The organism is Acidovorax sp. GW835-FHT14B10 (assembly GCF_058793725.1).
In genome coordinates this window covers 1-21,821 of record NZ_JBXAGC010000044.1, presented here as the reverse complement: position 1 = coordinate 21,821, position 21,821 = coordinate 1, and the positions used below count along the sequence as shown (strand labels likewise).

General features: G+C 61.2%; 19 protein-coding genes. 1 reads left to right on the top strand and 18 read right to left on the bottom strand.

Annotation, left to right across the window (positions count from 1 at the left end):
- Positions 1-551: IS3 family transposase (locus AC1Q5S_RS21190; RefSeq protein WP_492239378.1), on the top strand; the 551-nt coding region annotated here is incomplete at its 5' end.
- A gap of 169 nt (positions 552-720) precedes the next feature.
- Here the strand turns inward: AC1Q5S_RS21190 and AC1Q5S_RS21185 are convergent.
- From AC1Q5S_RS21185 to AC1Q5S_RS21100, 18 genes are all read right to left on the bottom strand, one after another.
- On the bottom strand, positions 721-1,857 hold the full coding sequence (locus tag AC1Q5S_RS21185) for an IS110 family RNA-guided transposase (protein ID WP_492227295.1): 1,137 nt from the start codon (positions 1,855-1,857) through the stop codon (positions 721-723).
- A gap of 147 nt (positions 1,858-2,004) precedes the next feature.
- Complete coding sequence (locus AC1Q5S_RS21180) at positions 2,005-3,039, bottom strand: IS30 family transposase (protein WP_492227294.1); 1,035 nt, start codon at positions 3,037-3,039, stop codon at positions 2,005-2,007.
- Positions 3,040-3,487: 448 nt separating this feature from the next.
- Positions 3,488-4,051, bottom strand: a complete 564-nt coding sequence (locus tag AC1Q5S_RS21175; protein ID WP_492227293.1) for a DUF2889 domain-containing protein — start codon at positions 4,049-4,051, stop codon at positions 3,488-3,490.
- Between the two features lie 259 nt (positions 4,052-4,310).
- A complete protein-coding gene (locus AC1Q5S_RS21170) occupies positions 4,311-5,078 on the bottom strand; it encodes an SDR family NAD(P)-dependent oxidoreductase (protein ID WP_492227292.1) in 768 nt (255 codons plus the stop codon).
- Between the two features lie 45 nt (positions 5,079-5,123).
- Positions 5,124-6,632 carry an AMP-binding protein gene (locus tag AC1Q5S_RS21165; protein WP_492227291.1) on the bottom strand — a complete coding sequence of 503 codons (1,509 nt, stop codon included), beginning with the start codon at positions 6,630-6,632 and terminating at the stop codon, positions 5,124-5,126.
- Positions 6,633-6,679: 47 nt separating this feature from the next.
- A complete protein-coding gene (locus AC1Q5S_RS21160) occupies positions 6,680-7,852 on the bottom strand; it encodes an acyl-CoA dehydrogenase family protein (protein WP_492227290.1) in 1,173 nt (390 codons plus the stop codon).
- A gap of 78 nt (positions 7,853-7,930) precedes the next feature.
- Complete coding sequence (locus AC1Q5S_RS21155; protein ID WP_492227289.1) at positions 7,931-8,764, bottom strand: TetR/AcrR family transcriptional regulator; 834 nt, start codon at positions 8,762-8,764, stop codon at positions 7,931-7,933.
- A gap of 8 nt (positions 8,765-8,772) precedes the next feature.
- Positions 8,773-10,170 carry a dihydrolipoyl dehydrogenase gene (lpdA, locus tag AC1Q5S_RS21150; RefSeq protein ID WP_492227288.1) on the bottom strand — a complete coding sequence of 466 codons (1,398 nt, stop codon included), beginning with the start codon at positions 10,168-10,170 and terminating at the stop codon, positions 8,773-8,775.
- On the bottom strand, positions 10,167-11,546 hold the full coding sequence (locus AC1Q5S_RS21145; protein WP_492227287.1) for an MmgE/PrpD family protein: 1,380 nt from the start codon (positions 11,544-11,546) through the stop codon (positions 10,167-10,169). Before AC1Q5S_RS21145 ends, lpdA begins: the two co-directional genes overlap by 4 nt.
- 17 nt (positions 11,547-11,563) lie before the next feature.
- Positions 11,564-12,757 carry a dihydrolipoamide acetyltransferase family protein gene (locus AC1Q5S_RS21140; protein WP_492227286.1) on the bottom strand — a complete coding sequence of 398 codons (1,194 nt, stop codon included), beginning with the start codon at positions 12,755-12,757 and terminating at the stop codon, positions 11,564-11,566.
- Between the two features lie 3 nt (positions 12,758-12,760).
- Positions 12,761-13,546, bottom strand: a complete 786-nt coding sequence (locus AC1Q5S_RS21135) for an enoyl-CoA hydratase/isomerase family protein (protein ID WP_492227285.1) — start codon at positions 13,544-13,546, stop codon at positions 12,761-12,763.
- Between the two features lie 43 nt (positions 13,547-13,589).
- Complete coding sequence (locus AC1Q5S_RS21130; protein ID WP_492227284.1) at positions 13,590-14,570, bottom strand: alpha-ketoacid dehydrogenase subunit beta; 981 nt, start codon at positions 14,568-14,570, stop codon at positions 13,590-13,592.
- The gene (locus tag AC1Q5S_RS21125) at positions 14,567-15,559 is read right to left on the bottom strand and encodes a thiamine pyrophosphate-dependent dehydrogenase E1 component subunit alpha (protein ID WP_492227283.1); all 993 of its coding nucleotides are present in this window, start codon (positions 15,557-15,559) and stop codon (positions 14,567-14,569) included. The genes AC1Q5S_RS21130 and AC1Q5S_RS21125 overlap by 4 nt, the downstream gene beginning before the upstream one ends.
- 5 nt (positions 15,560-15,564) lie before the next feature.
- Positions 15,565-16,734 carry an iron-containing alcohol dehydrogenase gene (locus tag AC1Q5S_RS21120; RefSeq protein WP_492227282.1) on the bottom strand — a complete coding sequence of 390 codons (1,170 nt, stop codon included), beginning with the start codon at positions 16,732-16,734 and terminating at the stop codon, positions 15,565-15,567.
- Positions 16,735-16,753: 19 nt separating this feature from the next.
- Positions 16,754-17,461: an ABC transporter ATP-binding protein gene (locus tag AC1Q5S_RS21115; RefSeq protein WP_492227281.1), complete on the bottom strand. Its 708-nt coding sequence runs from the start codon at positions 17,459-17,461 to the stop codon at positions 16,754-16,756.
- A complete protein-coding gene (locus AC1Q5S_RS21110) occupies positions 17,454-19,298 on the bottom strand; it encodes a branched-chain amino acid ABC transporter ATP-binding protein/permease (protein WP_492227280.1) in 1,845 nt (614 codons plus the stop codon). Before AC1Q5S_RS21110 ends, AC1Q5S_RS21115 begins: the two co-directional genes overlap by 8 nt.
- A 2-nt stretch (positions 19,299-19,300) precedes the next feature.
- Positions 19,301-20,185, bottom strand: coding sequence for a branched-chain amino acid ABC transporter permease (locus AC1Q5S_RS21105; protein WP_492227279.1), 885 nt, complete (start codon positions 20,183-20,185; stop codon positions 19,301-19,303).
- A 26-nt stretch (positions 20,186-20,211) separates the two neighbouring features.
- Complete coding sequence (locus tag AC1Q5S_RS21100) at positions 20,212-21,414, bottom strand: ABC transporter substrate-binding protein (RefSeq protein ID WP_492227278.1); 1,203 nt, start codon at positions 21,412-21,414, stop codon at positions 20,212-20,214.
- Positions 21,415-21,821: the final 407 nt, after the last annotated feature.

Sequence of the window (21,821 nt, the reverse complement as noted above, 5' to 3'; positions counted from 1 at the left end):
AGATCAGCCCGGCACCGGAGAACATCATCAACCGTGACTTCCAGGCTGCAGCGCCCAACGAGAAATGGCTGACGGACATCACGGAGTTCCAGATCCCAGCAGGCAAGGTCTACCTATCACCGATCATCGACTGCTTCGACGGGATGGTGGTGAGCTGGACCATTGGCACGAGCCCTGACGCTGAGCTGGTCAACACCATGCTGGATGCAGCCATCGAGACTGTGACGGACACAGCTGACCGACCAGTGGTCCACTCAGACCGCGGTGGGCACTACCGCTGGCCTGGCTGGCTATCGAGAATGAGCGAGGCGAACCTTACCCGCTCCATGTCCCGCAAGGCCTGTTCTCCGGACAATGCGGCTTGCGAAGGCTTCTTCGGTCGCCTCAAGAACGAACTGTTCTATCCTCGGAACTGGAAGGGCACGACCATCGAGCAGTTCATTGAAGTGGTCGACTCGTACATCCGCTGGTACAACGAGAAGCGGATCAAGATCTCCCTGGGGGCCCTCAGTCCGATCGAATACAGGGTGAGTCTTGGACTTGCGGCATAAAACCAGTCCAAGTTTTTATCCGCACCCCCTTCGACTTCTAGATGGTCAGTTTTCGGTCGGCGCCAACAGTCACGGTGTTGTGACCCGCGTTTATCGCGGGCGCGTCGACCTTTGATCATCATGATGCGCTTCATGTCAAGCCATGTGTTCGAGCCAAGGGGGCCTGCCCTCAGACGGCGGCTGGTTTAAGAATCGCCCCGCCGGGGATCTCGCCATGTTCGAGGTAGCGCCACAGCGCAATGGCCAGACGCCGGGCCAGCGCCACGATGCCCACCCGACGTATGCGCTTGCCCCCTGCCGCAAAGCGCCGATTGAACCACTGGCTCAAGGCACTGTCGGGCTGCAGCCGCAGCCAGCACCAAGACAGCTCGACCAGCAAAGCGCGCGCCCGCTTGTTGCCCGCCTTGCTGATTCCCTGCTCGACCTGGCTGTCGCCGCTGGCGTAGGGCGTGGGCGCCAGTCCCAGGCAGCCGGCCAGTTCGCGCCGGTTGGCAAAGCGTCTCCAGCCGAACAGCTCCTTGACCAGCACCCAGGCACCCTTCGGTCCGATGGCGCGCAGCTGGGCCAGCTGCGTCACCAGCGGCTGCTTGCCATCGGCCAGCTCCTGACGCTGTTCGGCCTCCAGCGTCCTGGCATGCTGCCTGACCAGCGCAAGACGGGCGCTTTCGCGCTCGATCTCGGCGCGCAACACCGGCGGCACCTGCTCCCCATGATCGGCCCACCAGCGCGCCCAGTCGCGCCCGCCGATAGTGATGTGGGGGCGCAGGTTGTGCAGCACCAGCAGCGAAGCGATGCGGTTGCTGTGAGCGGTTTGTTCCTTCGACAGCCGTGCCAGTTCGCGGTGCGCGCGCCGGGCGTCCTCATCCTCAGCCGATGGCGCGTGCAGCACCGACCACACACGCTCGCCCGCGTGGTGGCGAAGCAGCATCGAGAGCAGCTTGTCGCCGTCGAGCCGGTCGGTCTTGGCACGCCTGGCGTGCCGGTTCACCTCGATGCTGGCGGAGTCGACCACGATATTGTCGACGTCCTGCTCAAGCAGCCAGCGGTGCAGCCACCAGCCGTCGCGCCCGGCTTCGTAGCACGAATGCGCTTTGGCGTGCGGCTGGAGTTTGCAGCGCTCCCTGGCCTTGGCTATGCACTGCGCGACGGCGGTTGTGTCGCCGGCGTTCACAGCGTATCGGCTCGGACCTCGGCGGCCATCGCTCAGCGTCAACTGCCACTTCTTGTCACTGAGCTCGAAGCTCATGTACAACTCAGCCAGAAGCGGCGTACCCTCGCCATGCAGGACTGTGTGGAAGCTGGACATTTCAATTCTCCTTTGCAGCGGAAGTTTGAAACCTCTTTTTTAGCTCAACCTTTGCCGGTTGAGTAGTCTTCGATTGAGTAGTCCCACATAGCATCTATTCGTTATCATTCATGGCGGATTCAAAAGTGAAGTGCAACACCCTGGATTTCAGTGAATGAGGGTGGAGTGCTGCGGGCTGTTCACGAGCAGTTCGCGGTATACCGCCAGCGGTGATCGTACTCCCAGTCCCTTCCTTGGTCGGTTGTTGATTTCATCGGCAATCGCATCGAGCTGCTCCTGGCTGTAGATGCTCAGATCCGTCCCCTTGGGCAGGTACTGGCGCACCAGGCCATTCATGTTCTCGTTGGAGCCTCTTTGCCAAGGGCTATGCGGATCACAGAAGTACACGGCAATGCCGGTTTGCTCACTGAGTTTCTTGTGCATGGACATCTCCCGGCCCTGGTCGTACGTCATGCTCAACCGCATCGGCTGCGCAATGCCCAGCAGCTTGTCCGTGAAGGCCTGCAAGACGTTGGTGGCACTAGCGGGTTTGAACTCAGGCAGCTTGACCAGCATCACCAGCCGGCTGGTGCGTTCCACCAAGGTCCCGACTGCGCTGGCATTGCCTTCTCCCTTGATGAGATCACCTTCCCAGTGCCCGGGAAACTGGCGGTCTTCGATCTCGGGCGGGCGCACATGGATGCTCAGCATGTCGGGAATCTGGCCTCTGCGGTCCTTGCCCTTGCTGCGCGGCAGCCGCTTGTTGTGGGCGTGGCGCAGGGTGGCGATCAATTCTTTGCGCAGCTCACCCATGGGCATGGCATAGATGCAGTTGTAGATGGTTTCGTGTGACACGCAGTGTTCATGGCCGGGGGGATACAAGCGCGCCAGTGTCAGGGCAATCTGCTCGGGCGACCAGCGCAGCCGCAGCAGATGGATCACCAGGGAGGACAGGATCGACTCGGGATGCAGCTTGATAGCTGGCCTGCCACAGCGTCTGCGCTGCAGGGACTGGCACTGGGCATGTGCGCTGCCATAGCCAGATGAAGATGCATTGCGCTGCAGTTCCCGGCTGATAGTCGCCGGGGAGCGGTGCAGTTGCCGGGAAATTGCACGTACGCTGTGGTTCTGCTGCCTTAGGCTGGCGATGGTGACGCGGTCTTCAGGCTTGAGCTGGTGATAGTGCGAGGAGGTGGTTGGCATCTGCGGACCTTACAGGTTGGCAGGTGTTGCACTTCACTTTTGAATCCGCCCATATTAAAAGGGGAGATTTTTCAGGTTTAGGCGACTGAAAACATCTTGGCGCACGATGCCGTTCATTTTTAACTCAAAAAATAGTGCTTCAACTCCAAGAAAAGCTTAAACCTTACAAAGTTCGAGCCAGAACTTTGTTTAAGAATAATTACTTACCTGTGATTGCTACATTCCACCGGGCCAGTTCACCACTGCTGTGATTGCAGATCCAGCGTTCAACGCCTGCGACAATTCCTTCTTGGTCGTTACCGAGCACCAAGAATCCAGACAAGGGAGCGCCCATTTTGGCCAGCAACGGAATAAGGGATTGGGCGTCAATGGATCTGACTTCAACGGTTCGACCAGACTGATTGGCACACTTGGCCTTGTGACGCGACGCGAAATTCCAGTTGATAGTCTACTTGGTGTCCGCAGCCTTGGCCTTGGGTTGCCAGCCCACGAAGACCGGATAATGGCGCTGGACCACGGACCCATTGAAATCCCAAGCCATGCATTTGCCTAGATAGAAGGGCGGGTTCTCGCCAGCACCAGCGGGCAGGCTTTCCGGGATTGTCTGGAAAGCGACGGTCGCCATGTTGAACAGGAGTTCCCGGAGGTGGGCGCAACCCCGAGTACCACCCAGGTTCCGCTCGATAGCCTGCCGCCACCCCGGTCCCATGGTGCATCCGATCATCGTCTGCATGGGTGCTTGGGCCTGCGGACATTCAGGGTGAGGCGCGCCGTCCATAGCCACAGCGATATCTCGCACCACCAAGGCATCGTCGATCGTCACCCGGATCGCCATGTTGTGGACAGGCTCACCCGGCTGCCAGGTCCCTTCTCCGGGGATCTCAAAGACCTGGGCTTTCGTGTCGCGCATTTCGGCTTCAATATCCCACAAGCGATCTTCGCGGCGAAAGCCCCGGAAAACGACGTGACGGGTATGCAGGTGAGTTCTGGGTTGGGGCGGTGGAAGCGGCAATTGAGGACCTCTTGTGAATGTGGTGTGAGCCTTTCCACGACGGCGCTGTCCGGCCTTAGTGGCACGCCAAAAAAAAGCATCTGACTTTATAGGGAAATTAGCTCTGATCCATGGGCTACTTGGTTATCCTTTGGAGATAGGTCACTGGTCCCATAAGCGTCTCTACCCAGCGGCTATTTCGCAGACGCAAAGATTTCCGGCGCATCGTCTCCCGCTTCAGGAAACTCAATGTCTGGTCGACCGGCATCCCGAGCGTGTGCTAGCTTGTCCGAAGACCGCCGTAACTGACCCAAGGCGTTGCCACCAAGTATCCGCAATCAACTGCCAAATTAACTCCTGTGATGGCAGACGCGGCTGGTGATGCAAGAAAAAACACAGCCGCAGCAATCTCACCCGCGTTCACAAGCCGGCCCAATGCCGTCGAACGTGACATGTTTTCGGTCTCCAGTGTGTGGTTCGCGATTCCCTTCTGCAGGGCAGGCGTGGCAGTAAAACCCGGGGACACCGTATTGACTCTGACTCCTTTGGGGCCCCATTCGGCAGCCAGACACTCGCCCAGGTTGATAACACCAGCCTTGGCTGGACCGTACGAATGCAAGGGACCGGAACGCATCCCGGCGACTGACGCGATGTTGACGATGGCACCGCGTCCCCGTTCCGACATGGCAGTTCCAAACACCGCGCAGCACAGGTAAGTGCCGCGCAAGTCCACGTTGGCAACCAGGTCCCACTCTTTCATACTCAGCTGGCTGGGCGGCAAGGTCCGCTGCAATACGCCTGCGCTGTTTACCAGGATGTCCACAGGCCCGATCTTTTCCAGGATGTGGGCGGCGCCGTCCTTGACTGACTGTTCGCTGCCAATATCCATCACGACGGCATGACCGCCAATCTCCGTAGCAATGCGCTGCGCCCCGGTGAGGTCGCGATCTGCCAGGACGACCGTGGCGCCTTGCCGGGAAAACTCCCTGGCACAGGCTTCACCAATGCCACTTGCCGCGCCGGTAACTACCACCAATTGCTGTTGCATATTGAACTCCTGACTGTATTTGATCGATCAATCCCGAACGTCAGTTCATGGGTGACTGGGCACAATGAGTTCGGAACGAAGCAGCCGTTTAAGCACCTTGCCAGACGGGTTTCTCGGGAGCGATTCCCTGATGATCAGCTGCTTGGGAACCTTGAACCCGGCCAATATCGACCGGCAGTGCGCCACCATCTCGGCTTCCGACAGGCTGGCGCCCGGATTGAGGGCAACAACCGCCACCACCCGTTCGCCCCAGCGCTCGTCGGGCAAGCCGATGACTGCCGCCTCTGAGACCTGAGGCAGCTGATAAAGCGCACGTTCGACCTCTGAGGACGCGATGTTCTCCCCGCCGCTGATGATCATATCCTTCATGCGATCGGTGAGGAACAGGAAGCCTTCGGCATCCAGGTAGCCGATGTCGCCGGTGCGAAACCAGTCGTCAGCAAAGAAGGATGCCTTGGTCTTGTCGGGCGCCCGCCAGTAGCCCGGCGTGACTTTAGGGCCGCGCACGCAGATCTCGCCTTGCTCGCCGTGGGGGAGGCAACGGCCATTATGGTCGCGAATCTCGATGGCGACGTGGGGCATGGATCGGCCGGTCGAGCCGATCTTGACGATCTCCATCCCCGCTTCCATAAGGGTGTCGCCGGAACATGTCTCTGTCAGGCCGTAGCCGTCGATGTAGCGCCCGGCACGAAACAGGGCCGTGAATTCACGAATGCGCTCTTCCGGCGTTCGCTCCCCGCCGCCGATGAGCCATTTAAAACTTGACACGTCAAAGCGGCTCCGATCGGCATAGGCCAGCACGCGATTCAACATCACCGGAGCCATCCAGCCACAGGTCAGTCGCTCGCGCTCTATCGCGGCAAGCACGGCGTCCGGTTCGAAATCACGCAAAACAAACAAGGTGCCGCCGACAAGCAGCACCGCAATGCCAGGAAGATCGTAGGCCCCCACGTGGTATAGCGGGCCGACGACCAGCAGGCGGTCGTCGCGGTTCAGGCCAAGGTGGATGATGTGATCAAAACTCTTCCAGTAGCAGTTGCCGTAGGTGTGCATCACGCCCTTCGGCCGGTCGGTCGTCCCGGACGTGTACATCAGCCGGTAAAGCGCGTCGGGCTTGCTGGCATAGGCGGCAGGCACAGGCGCTGCATGGCCGGCCAGATGGTCGGTGTTGGACTGCGCAGCCTGATCGACGATGCGTTTGGCAGAAAAACTTTCAACCGTGGCGGCAAACTCGTCATCGACGAACAGGAATTTCGCTTGCGCGTGGTCGAGGATGTATTCGACCTCTTCCGTGGCAAGGCGGTAGTTGATGGGCAGGAGCACCGCGCCCAGGTGGCTCACTGCCAGCCCGAGCTCCAGAAAGGCGCTGCTGTTTTTCATGAGCAGCGCCACCACGTCCCCAGGGCCAATGCCGCTTTCGCGCAACATGCCTGCGCACAGGCACACCCGCCCGGCCAGTTCTCCATAGCTGATGCGTTGATCGCGGTAGACAATGGCCAGCTGATCCGGGGTCGTGCGTGCGTGATAAAGAACCGCTGCGCTCAACGAAACCATGAACTGATCTCCTATGTGGAAATGGAATGGAAGTGCGGCGTCACGCTTCAGTAGGACTTTGGCATGCCAAGGTCATGCATCGCGATGTAGTTCAGGATCATCTCTTCCGAGATGGGCGCAAACCGGAACAGACGGCAATCGCGCCACAGGCGTTCGACGTGGTACTCCTTGGCATAACCCATGCCGCCCATAGTCTGCATGGCACGCTCGGTGGCTCGTGCCACAGCCTGCGCAGCCAGCAGCTTGCCGGCATTGGCCTCGCTACCATATGGCTTTCCTGCATCGAAGTTGGCCGCTGCCTTGTGGTTTAGCAGGCGCGCTGCTTCGACCTCGGCATGGCACTGCGCCAGCGGGAACTGCAGGCCCTGGTAGCTGCTGATCGGCTTGCCGCCGAACACCTTGCGGTCGTTGGCGTATTGCACGGCCAGCTTGATCGCCAGTTCTCCGGTGCCGACCAGGCCGGCGGTGGTCACAATGCGCTCGGTGTTCAGGACGTCGAGCAGCTCGCGCCAGCCACCGTGCAGCGTTCCAAGCAGCTCATGCTTGTGGATGTGGACGTTGTCAAAAAAGACGCTGCTGGATGCGAGCGTCCAGGTGCCAACCTTGTCGATCACCGAATGGGTCAGGCCTTCCCGCTCCACATCGATCATGAACATCGACAGACCATCGGTGCGGCTCTTGGAGTCGGACAGCTTCTTCGTGCGGGCAATCACCAGCATTTTTTGCGCGTCGGGCACTGCGGTGATCCAGATTTTGCGGCCGTTGAGTATCCAGCCGTCCCCGTCTTCCGCGGCAAAGGTCTTGATTTCCAGCGAATTGCTCCCGGCGTCCGGCTCGGTCAGCGCCATGCAGAAGTTCATCTCACCGGCAATCAACTTCGGCAGCAGCTCCGCCTTCATGGCGGGCGTTCCGAAGCGGGAAATCGACACGCCGCCGAAAATCGGGTTGATCATGAAAAGCTGGCCAACCGTGGAGCCGCCACCTGCTGCGGACAGGTTCTCGATGATCAGGGACAACTCGAGCACCCCCAGACCTGAACCGCCATACTCGGTCGGCAGCGCCGCGCCACCGAGCCCGGCCTCGCACACCGCGCGCCAGTATTCCGTGGGGAAAGCCTTGGCACTGTCCTGGTCGCGCCAGTAGTCCAGGCCAAAACGGTCGCCGACTTTGCGTGCGCTGTCGGCAATCATTTTTTGCTCGTCGGTCAATTGAAAATCCATGAAATTTCCTTAATGGGTAGGTAGGGATCGACGTTGGGCAACTTCTGCCGCGTCAAAATGAAGGAGGTAGAAAATCGGTTAGAGAGTGCGCTTGGGCGCACGCGTTTTGCGCGTCGCAGGAGCAGGACTGGCGGCTTCCTTGGTAACACGCGCCTGGCTGGCGTCGGCGGGCTTGGCAGGCGGCTGGCCCATCAGGCCGTACTTGATGAACTTCATATAGGCCTTGACGACCCAATCCGGGATCTCGGTTTGGCCTTCTGCACCATTCGCGTAACGCATCGGAAGGTAGCTCCGGGCCGCCATCAACATGAAGACCACGACCTCGAGCTCTTTCGGCTCGAAGCCGGGAAACTCGCCATCGGCATGCGCATGATCCAGGAAGTCCATATACCCGCGTGCTACTGCTTCTATATGGGTATGGTGGGCATTGGGCGCGAGACTTTCGGCCTCATTTAGTATCCTGAAGAAGTGCGGCGTATCCTTGAGGAAGGAAAAGAAAGCGCGAAAAGCCAGTTCCTCGCGCTCGCTGAAATCACGGCCTTTGCGGGCGTGGTTCCTTACATGCTGGCTCATCTGCTGGCCCAACGCCGGGAGCAGCTGGTCCAGAATATCCTGGCGCGATTCGAAATAGTTGTAGAAGGTGCCCTGGGCCAATCCCGCCTTGCTGGTGATCAGCGCAATGGAAGCATCGGCGTAACCGACATCACCAACAATTTCTCCCGCCGCTCGAAACAGGCAGTCGCGAATCAACTCAGCTTTTTCATTGCGGTTGCGGGCACCGCGCCAGCTGTGTACCTCAGCTGCTACCTTGAGCGGCTTGCGAATTGCCGGTCCGCGTGGTGATGACGTTTCGGATGGGCTGGCAACGCCTGCCGGTTCGATAGCGATTTCACTCTTGCTTTTTATAGTCATAAACAACCTCAGATATGCAGTGCTCGGTCAAACGCCGAGAGCACTGATTCATGCAGCGTTTCCGAAAGCGTTGGATGGGGAAATACCGTCTGCATCAACTCAGCCTCAGTGGCCTCCATGATGCGGGCGAGGCCAAACGAATGGATCAGTTCTGTCACCTGAGGGCCCACCAGATGCGCTCCCAAAAACTCCCCGCTGTCCGCGTCAAAAATCGTCTTCACAAAACCGTCAGCTTCATCAAGCGCAATCGCTTTGCCATTGGCGCGGAAGGGGAAACGACCGACCCGAATCTTGCGGCCGCCTTCTGCTGCTGCGCGCTCCGTGAGCCCGATACTCGCAGTCTGGGGGTGGCCGTAAGTGCATGATGGGATAGTATCTTTGCGTGGCGCGTGTGCGCTGGCAAGGCCTGCAATACGTTCGATGCAGGCAATAGCCTCGTGGGAAGCCTTGTGGGCCAGCCACGGCGCGCCAGCCACATCGCCGATCGCATAGATGCCAGGTTCGGCTGTGGCACCAAAAGGGTCGGTGACCACATGCCCGGCGTCGATCTGCACCCTGGTGCCTTCAAAGCCCAGACCTTCTGTATTGCCCACGACCCCGATCGACACCAGGACGTGTTCCGCCTTGAGGGTTTCGGAACCCGTCGCCGTGCGCAGCGAAGCGACGGCACCGCCCTGCTCCGGCTGGATGGCGTCGATGGTCGCTTTTGTGCGGATATCGATGCCCTGGGCTCGATAGGTTTTCTCGATAAATGCGGAAACCTCTTCGTCCTCGGCCGGCAGCACCCGGCTTTGGCCTTCGATCACGGTGACCGCCGTTCCCATGGTTCCGTAGAAGCTCGCGAACTCCATACCGATGGCGCCCGCACCCACGATCAACAGGGATTGGGGAAGCGCGGCAGGCGCCAGGGCGTGACGGTAGTTCCAGATGCACTTGCCGTCGGCCGGTGCGCCAGGCAGTTCCCTCGGCCGGGCACCGGTAGCGACGACGATATGCGGCGCATTCAGCTTCAAGGGGGCATCGCCTGTGATGACATCGGCGCCGCCCCGCCCGTCCAGCCGGGCCTCACCGGCAACGACCGTGACCTTGTGCTTGGCCATCAGTTGCCGCACTCCTTTGGTCAGTTGTCCTGAGACCGTTCGTGAGCGCGCGATGACTTGCTTGAAGTCGAATGTTGCCTGGCCGGCATGGATGCCCAAGGCTTTTGCGCTGTCAAGGGTGCGCAATACTTCAGCCGCGTGCAGCAAGGCCTTGGTTGGGATGCAACCCCAGTTCAGGCAGATGCCACCGAGCTGCTCACGCTCGACGAGTGCGGTACGCATGCCCAGCTGGGCAGCCCGGATCGCTGCGACATAGCCGGCCGGACCGCCACCGATCACGATCAGGTCGTAACTTGTGGTGCTCATGCAGCGACTCCTTCTTGCAACACCGAGGGCAACGCTGCAAAGCAGGCCAGGACCACGCCAATCCCCTGATCCGGATGGGCGACAAAACTCTCCAGGCTGTCGTACACAGCACCCGGCACGCCCGACTCGGTGCCGATTCGGCGCACCAGTTCAGACACCTGGTCACGCCCATACGAATAATCGGCCGCGGTCATCCGCTGCTCTTGCACCAGTGCGCTACCGTCCTGAAGATCAGTTTCAATGACACAGCTCAGGCGCGGCACGCTCTCATCGGCCAGCAGGTCGATTTGCCCGATCAGAGCGTTGACCCTGGCGTCCGTGTAGGTGGTCATGTGCGCCATCGAAGGCACGCCGTTGATCAGGGTGTTGGCAATGCAAAACGGAATGCTCATCAAGGTGCCCGAGACGCTGTTGAAGGGGCCCTTGCTGTCCATGCCGGCATAGCCGGTTTCAAAAGGGTTCATGCGCACGCGTACCGCATTGATGGCCCGCCCTGCAATGCGCTCCCGCAGTGCCAGCCCCGCAGTGACCGGCGTCTGGTTGAAGGCACATACCGGGTACGGCTTGAAGGTCACCCGGTGCATGGACCAGTCGCGGCCCAAGCGGGCAGCCAGCGCATCCACATCGCAGTCGGTCCGCGCAAATGCGCGGACAAATCCATTGCGCCCCTCCAAAGCGTGCGGTGCCGACACCGAGCCGGCTTTGGCCAGTTCGGCCGCGATCAGCCCCTGCCGACCGGCGACGCCGACCTGGTAGCGCCATTCATCGGTACCATCGTCAAACGACTGGAGAATGCCACCGGCAAAGGAGGCCGCATTGGCGATTGCCGCCGCAGTTCTCTCGGTCGGAAGGTCCATCAGGCGAGCGGCGGCGGCGGCGGCGGCGATGACGCCGTACAAGGGCGAGGCCCGCAGCCCGGAAGGCGTAGTTTTTGCCGAATAGGCGCTCTCGATCAGGCCGCCGACTTCATAGCCGGCGACCAGCGCCGGGATCAAGCGCTCGACCGGCCAGCCGCGTGCTTCGATCATCGCGGTCAGCAGCGGAATCATGATGGCTCCCAGGTGGGCCGCGCCGCAGGTATCTTCCTGGGCCCGACCGTGAAACAGCGCACTGTTGGCCAGCGCTGCTCCACCCATGGTGGTCTTGCGTCCGTCCCCCAGCAGCGTGGCGCCACCCGCGTCGACCCGGCCATCCATGGCCAGGACCGCCGCACGCGCAACGGGCGCAAACGGGGTGGTGTGGGAGCCCAGTGCCATGCCATAGCCATTGAGCAGGCAGGCGCGTGCCTTCTCCAGCACCTCCGGCGGCAGGCTCCTTGTATCGAGCGAGACAACGAAGTTGGCCAAACGCCGGGTCAGGGGAATGTTTGCAGGCATGGCTATTTCATCCAGTTTCAGGTCAGCAGGAACAGGGGTTTCTCGAGGCTGGCAATCACGGCGTTGAGCATTTTCAAACCCGACACGCCATCAAGAATGCGGTGATCTGCCGCAAGTACAAGACCGAGTTCACGGCGCAAGGCCGGCTGTCCGTTGGCATCGGGACGGAACAGCTCACGCACACTACCGACACCGAGGATCATGGACTGGCCGGGATTGATGATCGGCGTCATCCAGCTCACGTTGAACATGCCGGCGTTGGAAATGCTGATCGCACCGCCGCTCATCTGGCCGGCCTCCAGCTCGCCATTGCGGGCCTTGTCGACCAGTTCCTGGGTAGCCCGCGCAATGCCTTCGAGAGAACGGCCGGCCACGTCGGGCACCACCGGCACCAGCAGGCCGCGCCCCGCATTGACGGCGACACCCACATCGCAGGATGCAAAGGACACGATGCCGTCGTCGGTCCACACCCGGTTGAGTTCCGGCAGCTCGCGCAGCGCGCGGCCGACAGCGGCAACCAGCAGATGGGTCAGTGTCAGCTTCGGGTAACCGGGCATGGCATTGAGCTCTGTGCGCAGCGCCATCAGCTTGGTCACCTCTGCTTCCGCCGCCAGGTAAAAGTGAGGTATTTGCTGCTTGGCTTGTGTCAGGCGACGCGCCATCGTCGCCTGGGTCGGTGTCGGCTTGGTCTTGGTGGCGGCCGCAGTGGGACGGGCAGCTTCAACCGGCGCCGCCAGCGCAGGGGCGGCAGCAGTTCGAGTCTGGCCGCCCTGCGCGGCGCGCACGTCGGCGGCTCTGATCCGGCCGCGTGGCCCGCTGCCTACAGCGTCCGCCAACGGCACGCCCAACTGGGCGGCGAGGCGGCGTGCGAGCGGTGTCGAAAAACGACGGATCTCCCCGGACTGCATGACCGGCACGGCACTGGCAGCGGCGACCGGTGGCGATGCTGGCTGGCTGCTGGTGGAGCCGGCCACCCCGTCGTCGACGTACCCGATGACGGCGCCGACCTGGACCATCTCGCCGACGGGAACCAGCACCTCGAGCAGGACGCCGTCGTAATCGGCCGGCACCTCGCTGGCTACCTTGTCGGTCTCGACGACAAAAATGCCGTCGCCGGCTTTGAAGGCCACGCCGGGCACCAGCATCCATTCGGCCAGCGCACCCTCGGTCATGGTCAGGCCCAGCTTGGGCATCAGGAGTTCGCGACGCACGGGTCAGTTTCCTTTGAATTGGGCCGGGCGTTTTTCGAGAAACGCACGGCAGCCTTCATGGGCATCGTTCGAGTCGAGCACCAACCCGATGATCGCCTGCTCGTACGACAGTGCAGCGCCCAGCGGCATCTCGACGCCCTGGCGCATGCTGCGTTTGAGCAGCTTCAGCGTCAGAGGCGACTTCTGGGCAATCCTGTCGGCCAGCGCCAGCGCTTGAGCCATGAGTTCGGCCTTGGGCACGGTGCGATTGCACAGGCCCAATGTCACGGCTTCGGCGGCGGTGATCTGGTCGCCGGTGAACATCAGTTCCTTGGCACGGCATAGGGGGATCTGGCGGATGATGCGCTGCGATCCTCCGGCGCCCGGAAAAAGGCCCAGCGTGATTTCCGGCAAGCCGAGCTTGGCGTCCTCCGCGACCAGCCGGATGTCGAGCGTGAGCAGCAGTTCAGTGCCGCCACCCAGCGCCCAGCCGTTAATGGCACCTATCGTCGGCTTGTCACAGTCTTCGAAGCGGCGAAACACGCGGTGAATCACTTCTGCAAATTCCTGGTAGTGCGCAAGACCGCGCCGGCTGTCCAGGTCGGCAATGTCGCCACCGGCGATGAAGGCACGCTCGCCCGCGCCGGTAATAACAATGGCACGCACTTCGTTATCCGTCTCGAAGGCGGTCAGGGCCGCTTCCATTTCGAGCAGGGTCGGCACGTTCAGTGCGTTCAAGGTCTTGGGGCGATTGATGGTCAGCACGCCTACCGCGCCCCGCTTTTCGCTCAGTATTGCCTGTTCAGTCATGGAGGGTTCCAGTTATGGGTTGAGGGGATGCTCCGCCGAGGTATTACTCAAGGGTTCGCCGCAGCGCCTTGACAATTTTTTCGGCGGTAACGACATAGCCGCTTTCAAGCGACTTTGCAAAAGGGACCGGCATGAACGGGGCACCGACGCGCACGACCGGTGCATCGAGTTCGTCGAAGGCCTCATCGGCGATGCGGGCCGCAATCTCCGCGCCCACGCCGAAGGCTTGGACGGCCTCGTGGACGACCACGGCCCGGTGCGTCCGCGCAATGGACGCAAACACGGTTTCGCTGTCCCAGGGCTGCAGGCTGCGCAGGTCGATTACCTCGACCTCGATGCCCTCGCGGGCCAGCTCTTCGGCCGCCGCCAGCGAGGTCGCCACCGTGCTGCCGTAGGTGACGATCGTGGCGTCACGACCGCTGCGGGCGATGCGCGCCTTGCCGATCTCGATGGCAACGCTGGTATCAACTGTCCCCTTGCTGCCGTACAGGGCCTTGTGCTCGATGAAGAGGACCGGGTCCGAATCGTTGATCGCGGTGCGCAACAGGCCGTAGGCATCCGCAGGTGTGGAGGGACAAACGACCTTCAGACCGGGCACGTGGGCGAACCAGGCTTCCAGGCACTGCGAGTGCTGCGGGCCGGCACTGAGCCCGCCGCCGTGCGGTGTGCGCAGCACCATGGGCACACTGCTGCGGCCCCCAAACATGAACCGTGCCTTGGCTGCCTGGTTGACCAGCGCGTCCATCGTCAGGGTGATGAAATCCATGAACATGATCTCGACCACCGGCTTGAGTCCCGTCATCGCGGCCCCGACCGCCATTGCTGCGATGGTGGCTTCGGAGATCGGCGTATCACGCACGCGTGCCGGGCCAAACTCGTCGAGCAGGCCACGGGTCACCTTGAAGGAGCCGCCGGCTGCGGCGATATCTTCGCCCAGCAAAACCACAGTCGGGTCAGCAACCATCGCATCACGCAGCGCCTGATTGACCGCCTGGAAGTATTTCATTTCCGTCGGATTGCTCATGCTTGGGCTCCATAGGAGGCGCGTGCGCCCTGGGTGTAGACGTCGGAGAAGGCAGCCTCAAATTCGGGCTGAACATCTTCGCGGGCACCGTCAATCGCCGCTTTTACCTGTGCCTCGATATCAGTGACCGCTGCGTCCAGTGCCTGGTCCTTGACGCCGCGCGCCAGCAGCGCCTTGCGGGCGTGTTTGAGCGGATCGGCTTCGGCGACTGCAGTCAGCTCGGTCGCCTCGCGGTATTTTTGAGGATCACCTTCATAGTGCCCGCGGACCCGATGCGTCGAGCATTCCAGCACGCGTGCGCCGGCACCGTTGCGAATCTCTCCGACCAGAGCCGCCGCTGCGTCTGCGACCGCCTCAACGTCGCTGCCGTCGACCTGGGTATGGGGAATTCCGAACGCGCTGGCCAGGTTTTTCAGCTGGGCGGCGAACTGCAGGGCTGTCGGGGAAAACTCCGACCAGCCATTGTTCTCGCAAACCAGTAGCAACGGCATTTTCCAGAGCGCTGCGATATTCAGGGTCTCATGGAGCACACCCTCGGCCATTGCGCCGTCGCCGAAAAAAACGACAGCGATACCGCCGCTTCCGCGCACAGAGTGCGCCAGAGCGCTGCCGAGGGCAATTGGAATGCCCGCACCGACGATGCCGTTCGCGCCAAGGATGCCGAGTCGCATGTCGGCCACATGCATGGAACCGCCCCGCCCGCCGCAAATGCCGCCGGCTTTGCCCATGATCTCCCTGAAAAAGAGGTCGAGGTCGAGGCCACGCGCCAGCACATGCCCGTGGCCGCGGTGGGTCGTGGCCATCGTATCGCGCCCATCCAAGGCGGCCATCACACCGGCTGCAACAGCTTCCTGCCCGAGGCTCAGGTGAATGAAGCCAGGCACTTCGCTGTCGGAAAACAGTTTTATCAGGCTTTCTTCAACAGTACGGATCAGCAGCATCGTGCGGTTGAGTGCTAGCAACTGTTCCGTCTTTTCTTTTTTTGACATAGTGTTTACCAAGCAAGTTCAAGGATTTGATGGATGTCGGCCTCGGATGTCACCGGTCGTGGGTTGCTCCGCACCATCATGTTTTGCATTGCTCCCCTGGCGATGGCATCGAAATGCGAACGCTCAACGCCGACATCACGGAGCCGGGAGGGCTGACCGAGCAACGCTGCGAGATCGGCCACAGCTTGGGCCGCGTCGCCGTCGTCACGGCCCATCGCCCGGGCGACCAGGGCCTGGCGTTCGCTGTTGACCGCGCGGTTCCAGACCAGAACGCTCGGCAGCATCACACACGAGCAATGCCCGTGCGGCACGTTGGCAACGGCACCCAGCTGGTGGCCAATGCCGTGGCTGGCGCCCCACTCCACCCGGCCGAGTCCGGTCGACGCAAGCCACACCGCAAGCTGGCTTTCGAGCCGGGCATCCAGGTTGTCAGGCGAGACATGGTTGATGCGCAGGGACTTCGACAGCATGGTCAAGCCATGCAGGCAGGTCGCGTCGGTAAACGGCTGGGGGCTGCGGGAGCAGATGGTTTCCACGGCATGATCGACTGCGCGAATGCCGGTGGACAGCCAGAGGCCCGCCGGGGTATGCACCGTCACCGCGGCGTCGAGGATCACCACCTGCCCGCCGATAAAGCGGCCATGGTAGAGGTCCTTGACCTGGCGTGTATGGTCGGTCGCACCGCCGAGACTGGAGAATTCGGCACCCGACAGCGTGGTCGGCACAATGATCTGGCGCAGCGGCGGATCCTTGACCACGGGCACCACCCGCTTGCCATCCTCGCCTACCCGGATACGTACCCGGTCGAAGCCTTCGACGTCCCGGATGTCTTCGGCCAGCACCACAAGCATCACCTTGACGGTGTCCATCGGGGTGCCGCCGCCTATCGTCACGATCAGGTCGGGCTGCAGACGACGCACTTCGTCGGCCAGGGCCAGCACGGATTCGCGCGGCACATGCTCGACACATTCGTCGAACAAGCCGACGCACCGCGTGCCCAACGCATCAGTCACTGTGCTGATGACGTCGGTCTTGCGGCTAAGCGACTTGCTGGCAACGATCATGAGACGCTGTTTGCCGAGCTTGTCGGCCGTTTCGACTACGGCTTCGTGCGCGGGCCGGCCGAAAATCACCCGATCCTGGGCCAGGAATTCATAGATACCGGACATTGCCATGCTTGTCTCTTTTTGAAATTTATGCGCCAAGATAGGCGGCGGAAAGTGCCGGATCGGCGGCAAGCTGTGCCGCAGGGCCGCACTGCACGACCTCGCCGCGACGCAACACATACCCCTGCTGCGCCACGCTCAGCGCCAGTGCAGCGACCTGCTCGCAAAGGATGACCGTCGTGCCTTGCTCGCGGCGCACTCCTTCGATCACCGAGAAGATCTGTTGCACGATCACCGGCGCCAGACCCAGCGAGGGCTCGTCGAGCAGGAGGTAGCGCGGCTTGTGAATCAGGGCCGCCGACAGGATCAGCATCTGCTGCTGGCCACCGGACATCAGGCCGGCCTGGCTTGCGCGCCGGTTGGCCAGCACCGGAAAGCGCGCAAAGGCTTGATCCAGCGCTTGTGAAAACGACCCCTCCCGATGCCGGAAATCCCAGGCCAGCTTCAGGTTGTCCTCGACCGACATCCGGTGGAACAGCCTGCGTCCTTCCATCGCATGGGAAATGCCGAGGCGCGCCCGCTCATGCGCCGACATTCTGGTCACATCGGTGCCGTCGACCCGTACCGTGCCTGCGCTTGCAGGCGCCAGCCCCGAGATGGCTTTCATCAGCGAGGATTTGCCGGCGCCATTCGCGCCGAGAATTGCCGTAATCGTCCCGGAAGACGCCGTCAGATTGCAGTTGCGGACGGCCGTGATCGAACCGTACCGTACCTGCAGGCCTTGAACTTCAAGCATGTTTCACCTCCGGACGGCCTTCTGTTCCCAGGTAGGCTGCAATCACCGCAGGGTTGCGGTACATGCTTTCCATACCACCCCGATAAATCATCTTTCCGCCTTCCAGGACGACGACGTCATCGACAAGGTCGTCAAGAAAATCCATGTGGTGCTCAATCAGCACGACAGACACCCCTCGCCCTTTCAGGACCCGTATGACATCCGCCAGGCGAACCAGCTCTCCCTCGGAAAGCCCTGCTGCGGGTTCATCGAGAAGGACCACACGCGGGTCAGCCACGAGCACACGTGACAGTTCGGTCATGCGCTGGTCGCCGTAGGGCAAGTCCTTAACCGGCATGTCGGCCAACCCAGTCAGGCCGGCAAGCGCCAAGGCCTCGTTGACTCGTGCCAGCATTTCTGCTTCCTCCCGCTGTGCGGATGGCAGGTTCAGGGCTGCAGCCACACGCCCCTGGCGATACAGCCTGTGCATGCCCATCAGGACGTTTTCACGCACCGTGAATGTAGGCACCAGCCGAGGGTCCTGGAAAGTGCGCAACACACCGAGCCGGGCCACTTCATGATCGTGCAGACCGGTGATCGGTTTGCCCTCGAAGGTCACGACGCCGGCGTTCGGGCGATAAATGCCGCTGATCACGTTGACCAGGGTGCTTTTGCCTGAGCCGTTCGGGCCGACGAGACCAATGATCTGGCCCGGCCGGATCTCCAGAGTGACACCATCCAGCGCCCGCAGACCGAGGAAGCTCAACCCGATGTCCTTTGCCACCAGCAGCGGCTCCGTGTCTGATGCCGCGCTTATTCCTGCCGCAGTCTTGCTTTCAACTCCAGAGCGGTGGCTTACGAGTTTCTTTGCGCCTGCCTGTGCCGATACCTTGATGTAGCGGCTGCGCGGCAGCAGCAACCCGGCCAGCCCCTTTGGCAGCAGGACAAAAGAAACCATCAGCAGCAGGCCGTACACCATGAACTGCCAGTCCGCGAAAACCTGCAACTTCTCAGGCAGATAGGTGAACACGATGGCTCCCAGCACTGGACCTGACAGGCTGCCCAGTCCCCCCACGACGGCCATGACGAGCGCTTCGACCGAGCGGTGCAGGCCAAAGGACTCGGGGCCGAGGTAACCCACCAAATGCGCGTAGAAACCGCCGGCCAGCCCCGTCAGCGCAGCGCTGATGGTATAGGCCTCGCGCTTGGTGCCGACGCGCGCCACACCGATACTGCCGGCGGCCACTTCAGAGGCGTGAATCGCGAAGAACGCACGCCCATAGGTGCTGGTCTGGAAATTGCCAAGTTGCCACATGACAACCGCCGTCACTGCCAGCATGATCTGGAAGTAAGCCACGGGACCCACGGCATACCCGTTCAGGCTCAGCGTCTTGAGGGATGGAGCGGGCACGCCACTGAGGCCGGCTACCCCACCGGTCACAGCTGTCCATTCACGGATCAGCTCGTAGAAGATCATCCCGAATCCCAGCGTCATCATGGCCAGGTAAAACTCGCGGACCCGGCCAGCCGCGAACGACAACAACCACCCGGCGGCCGCGCTGAGCAGCGTGGCCGCGACCAGGGCGACCGGCAGCGGAACACCCCATTTTTTCATCAACAAGGCAGAGGTGTACGCGCCGATACCGAGGAAGGCCGCGTGGCCGAGCGAGATTTGCCCGGCAACGCCTGTTAGCAAGTTGATGCTCTGTGCGATCAGCACATTGATCAGTACGAAAGACCACAGTTGTACGGTGGAACCGGACGCGAACTCCGAACCAATGCCCAGCGCCAGCACGAGCACCAGAACAACTCGCGGGTCCGCGACGAACGCCATCCTGTTTCTTACTTTAGTCAGCATCATCAAACCTTGGTCACTTCAGCCCGGCCGAACAGGCCTTGGGGCCGTGTTGCCAGGATCACCATCAAAATCGCAAACGCCATCGCATGCTCGAATGCCGTCGACACATAGCCCCCGACCAGCTTCTCGATCACGCCGAGTACCATGCCGCCAACCATGGCGCCCTGGATGCTTCCCATGCCACCGAAAACCGCCGCCACGAAACCCAGCACCATGAGGTTGAAGCCAAAGCCCGGATCAACGGTCCCGTTGATCTGCGAGAGCAGAATGCCGGCCAGCCCGGCCAGCACGCCGCTCGCGACGAAAGAAACCACGACCACACGACGCACCGGAATGCCGACTAGCGAGGCCGCGTCGGCATCGTGCGCAACGGCCAGCACGGCCCTGCCCCAGGCGCTGCGCCGGAGAAAGAGCTCCATTGCCACCATCAGCACCAGCGAAACCACCAGCACGGAGAGCGACTGGGCCGACACCTGAATGCCGGCAATGGAGACGAAGGCCATGCTATCGAACACCAACGGAGGGACGGCGATCGCCTGCGAACCGAAGAACTTCGCAACAAAGCCCTGCACGAACAGACCAAACCCCAGCGTGGAAACGACCCAGCCCATGCTCTCACCGGACTTGAGCAGCGGCCGGATCGTCACGCGCTCGGCCACGCCCATCAAGGCACCCGTGATTAGCAGGGCCAGTGGCAACGCGACTCCGGCCGGCATGCCCGCGGCAATCAGGCCGGTAGAAGACACGGCGCCCAGCATCAGCAGCGAGCCCTGGCCAAAGTTCAGGGTCTTCGTTGTCCAGAACGTGAGCGACAAGCCCATCGCGATCAGCGCATAGGCCGCACCCACGCAGACACCCGCGAATACCAGTTGCAGGAAGAACTCCATCGATGGGCTCCTTGTTATCTTGACGGTTAGTCTTTGGCGATACGCAGCACGGACTTGTCGCCTGCTTTCACGTACTCGAACACGGACACGTCCTTCTCGGTGATGGCGTGGTGCTTGACCGGAGAGAATGAATAGACAGCATTGACGCCGCGCAGGCCCGTGATGCCCTCAATGGCCTTGTTCACCTTCGCCGCATCGGTAGAGTTGGCGCGCTTGATACCCTCGAACAGCACATTCGCAGCGTCATACGCATTGGTCACCGACAGCGACATGAAAATTTGCGGACTGGCGGGGTCGGTACCCCACCAGCGGTCTGGCCCATGCTTGGCCTTGTACGCGTCTGCGAACTCCTTGGCGGCGGCATTCAATGGCTGCTCACCAAAGACACCAACCATGGTTCCCCGGGTTCCGGTCACCAACTCGCCGGCACCCTCTTGGTACGGGATTGACAAGGCGCCATTCGATGCCACCAACGGCACCGACATGTTGAGGCGCGCCATGGTGCGACGCAAAACGGCGAGGTCAGCCCCCAGGCCAACGCACAGGATCACATCGGCACCGGCGCGTTGCAGCTTAGCCAGTTGCGCTGTCATATCCTGCGCGCGCTGGTTATACGACTCGACACCGACAGACTGGGCGCCACCTAACGCCTTAAGCTCCTTGCTGATCAGGTCGATACCGCCCGTGCCGTAGGCCGTGCTTTCGTGAATCAAGCCGACCTTCTTGAAGCGTTTAGCCACATAGTTGGCCAGCACCTTGGCCTCGACGTCGTTCTGCAATGCAAACGAGAATACGTTGGGGCGAGGAGTGCCGCCGGCCGGATAAGTCACAGCAGGCGACTGGGCAACGGGATTCATGTAAGGCCGACCGTCTGCCGCCGCCATTTCAATTACCGCCAGGGTCGGCCCGCTGCCGGCCGGGCCGATGATGCCCGCAAGGTCCTTGTTGTCGAGCAGCTTGCGCATGTTTTGAACTGCGCGATCAGGCACCAACTGGTCGTCGAGAGCCATCGCCAGTTCAATCTTCTTACCATTGATGCCTCCGCGCGCATTCCATTTCTCAATGGCGATGTCGACGCCCCGCTTGCCGCCCTCACCGTATTCGTTATAAGGACCGGTCAACGCGGACGTCATGCCAATCTTGATGGTGTCCTGCGCGAAACCGGGTGTGGAAAGAAGTGCGATGCTGAATGCGGATGCAATCGAAACACTAATTGATCGTAATTTCATTTTGTCTCCATAAACGCGCACGCTCATGCCGCGTGTGCCTTGGTCTTGCTCGGGTAGTGCTCTACAGGTCAAAGCCCTGCTTGTTTACATATCCAATAAGCAACTCATAATCCAATGTATGAATTGTGAATCACTGTTCATATTTAAAAACAAAAATCATTGAGCGTCAAGCAAATCTAGGAGCACACGGGGAATACCCCTAGTGATCGACGTTTCTTGATCACCAGTTTGCCAAGCAAATCGCCCAGGCGGTACGCGCTCATTGGGCTATTTGTTGGGGGGTGCGGACGAAATCTTGGACTACCTGAAAGTAGTTCATGTATTCATACTAAGACCGCATTCGAGCGGTGACGCTCTACATCAAGCTGGGCAAGCGCACCGGGGCGACTATCCGCCAGTTGGGCTAC

Coding starts and splice junctions, on each gene's coding strand:
- AC1Q5S_RS21160 (WP_492227290.1), bottom strand. CDS start 7,852: ATGGATTTTCAATTGACCGACGAGCAAAAAATGATTGCCGACAGCGCA.
- lpdA (WP_492227288.1), bottom strand. CDS start 10,170: ATGAGCACCACAAGTTACGACCTGATCGTGATCGGTGGCGGTCCGGCC.
- AC1Q5S_RS21115 (WP_492227281.1), bottom strand. CDS start 17,461: ATGCTTGAAGTTCAAGGCCTGCAGGTACGGTACGGTTCGATCACGGCC.
- AC1Q5S_RS21130 (WP_492227284.1), bottom strand. CDS start 14,570: ATGAGCAATCCGACGGAAATGAAATACTTCCAGGCGGTCAATCAGGCG.
- AC1Q5S_RS21155 (WP_492227289.1), bottom strand. CDS start 8,764: ATGACTATAAAAAGCAAGAGTGAAATCGCTATCGAACCGGCAGGCGTT.
- AC1Q5S_RS21165 (WP_492227291.1), bottom strand. CDS start 6,632: ATGGTTTCGTTGAGCGCAGCGGTTCTTTATCACGCACGCACGACCCCG.
- AC1Q5S_RS21135 (WP_492227285.1), bottom strand. CDS start 13,546: ATGACTGAACAGGCAATACTGAGCGAAAAGCGGGGCGCGGTAGGCGTG.
- AC1Q5S_RS21185 (WP_492227295.1), bottom strand. CDS start 1,857: ATGTCCAGCTTCCACACAGTCCTGCATGGCGAGGGTACGCCGCTTCTG.
- AC1Q5S_RS21125 (WP_492227283.1), bottom strand. CDS start 15,559: ATGTCAAAAAAAGAAAAGACGGAACAGTTGCTAGCACTCAACCGCACG.
- AC1Q5S_RS21110 (WP_492227280.1), bottom strand. CDS start 19,298: ATGCTGACTAAAGTAAGAAACAGGATGGCGTTCGTCGCGGACCCGCGA.
- AC1Q5S_RS21120 (WP_492227282.1), bottom strand. CDS start 16,734: ATGGCAATGTCCGGTATCTATGAATTCCTGGCCCAGGATCGGGTGATT.
- AC1Q5S_RS21100 (WP_492227278.1), bottom strand. CDS start 21,414: ATGAAATTACGATCAATTAGTGTTTCGATTGCATCCGCATTCAGCATC.
- AC1Q5S_RS21170 (WP_492227292.1), bottom strand. CDS start 5,078: ATGCAACAGCAATTGGTGGTAGTTACCGGCGCGGCAAGTGGCATTGGT.
- AC1Q5S_RS21105 (WP_492227279.1), bottom strand. CDS start 20,185: ATGGAGTTCTTCCTGCAACTGGTATTCGCGGGTGTCTGCGTGGGTGCG.
- AC1Q5S_RS21145 (WP_492227287.1), bottom strand. CDS start 11,546: ATGCCTGCAAACATTCCCCTGACCCGGCGTTTGGCCAACTTCGTTGTC.
- AC1Q5S_RS21180 (WP_492227294.1), bottom strand. CDS start 3,039: ATGCCAACCACCTCCTCGCACTATCACCAGCTCAAGCCTGAAGACCGC.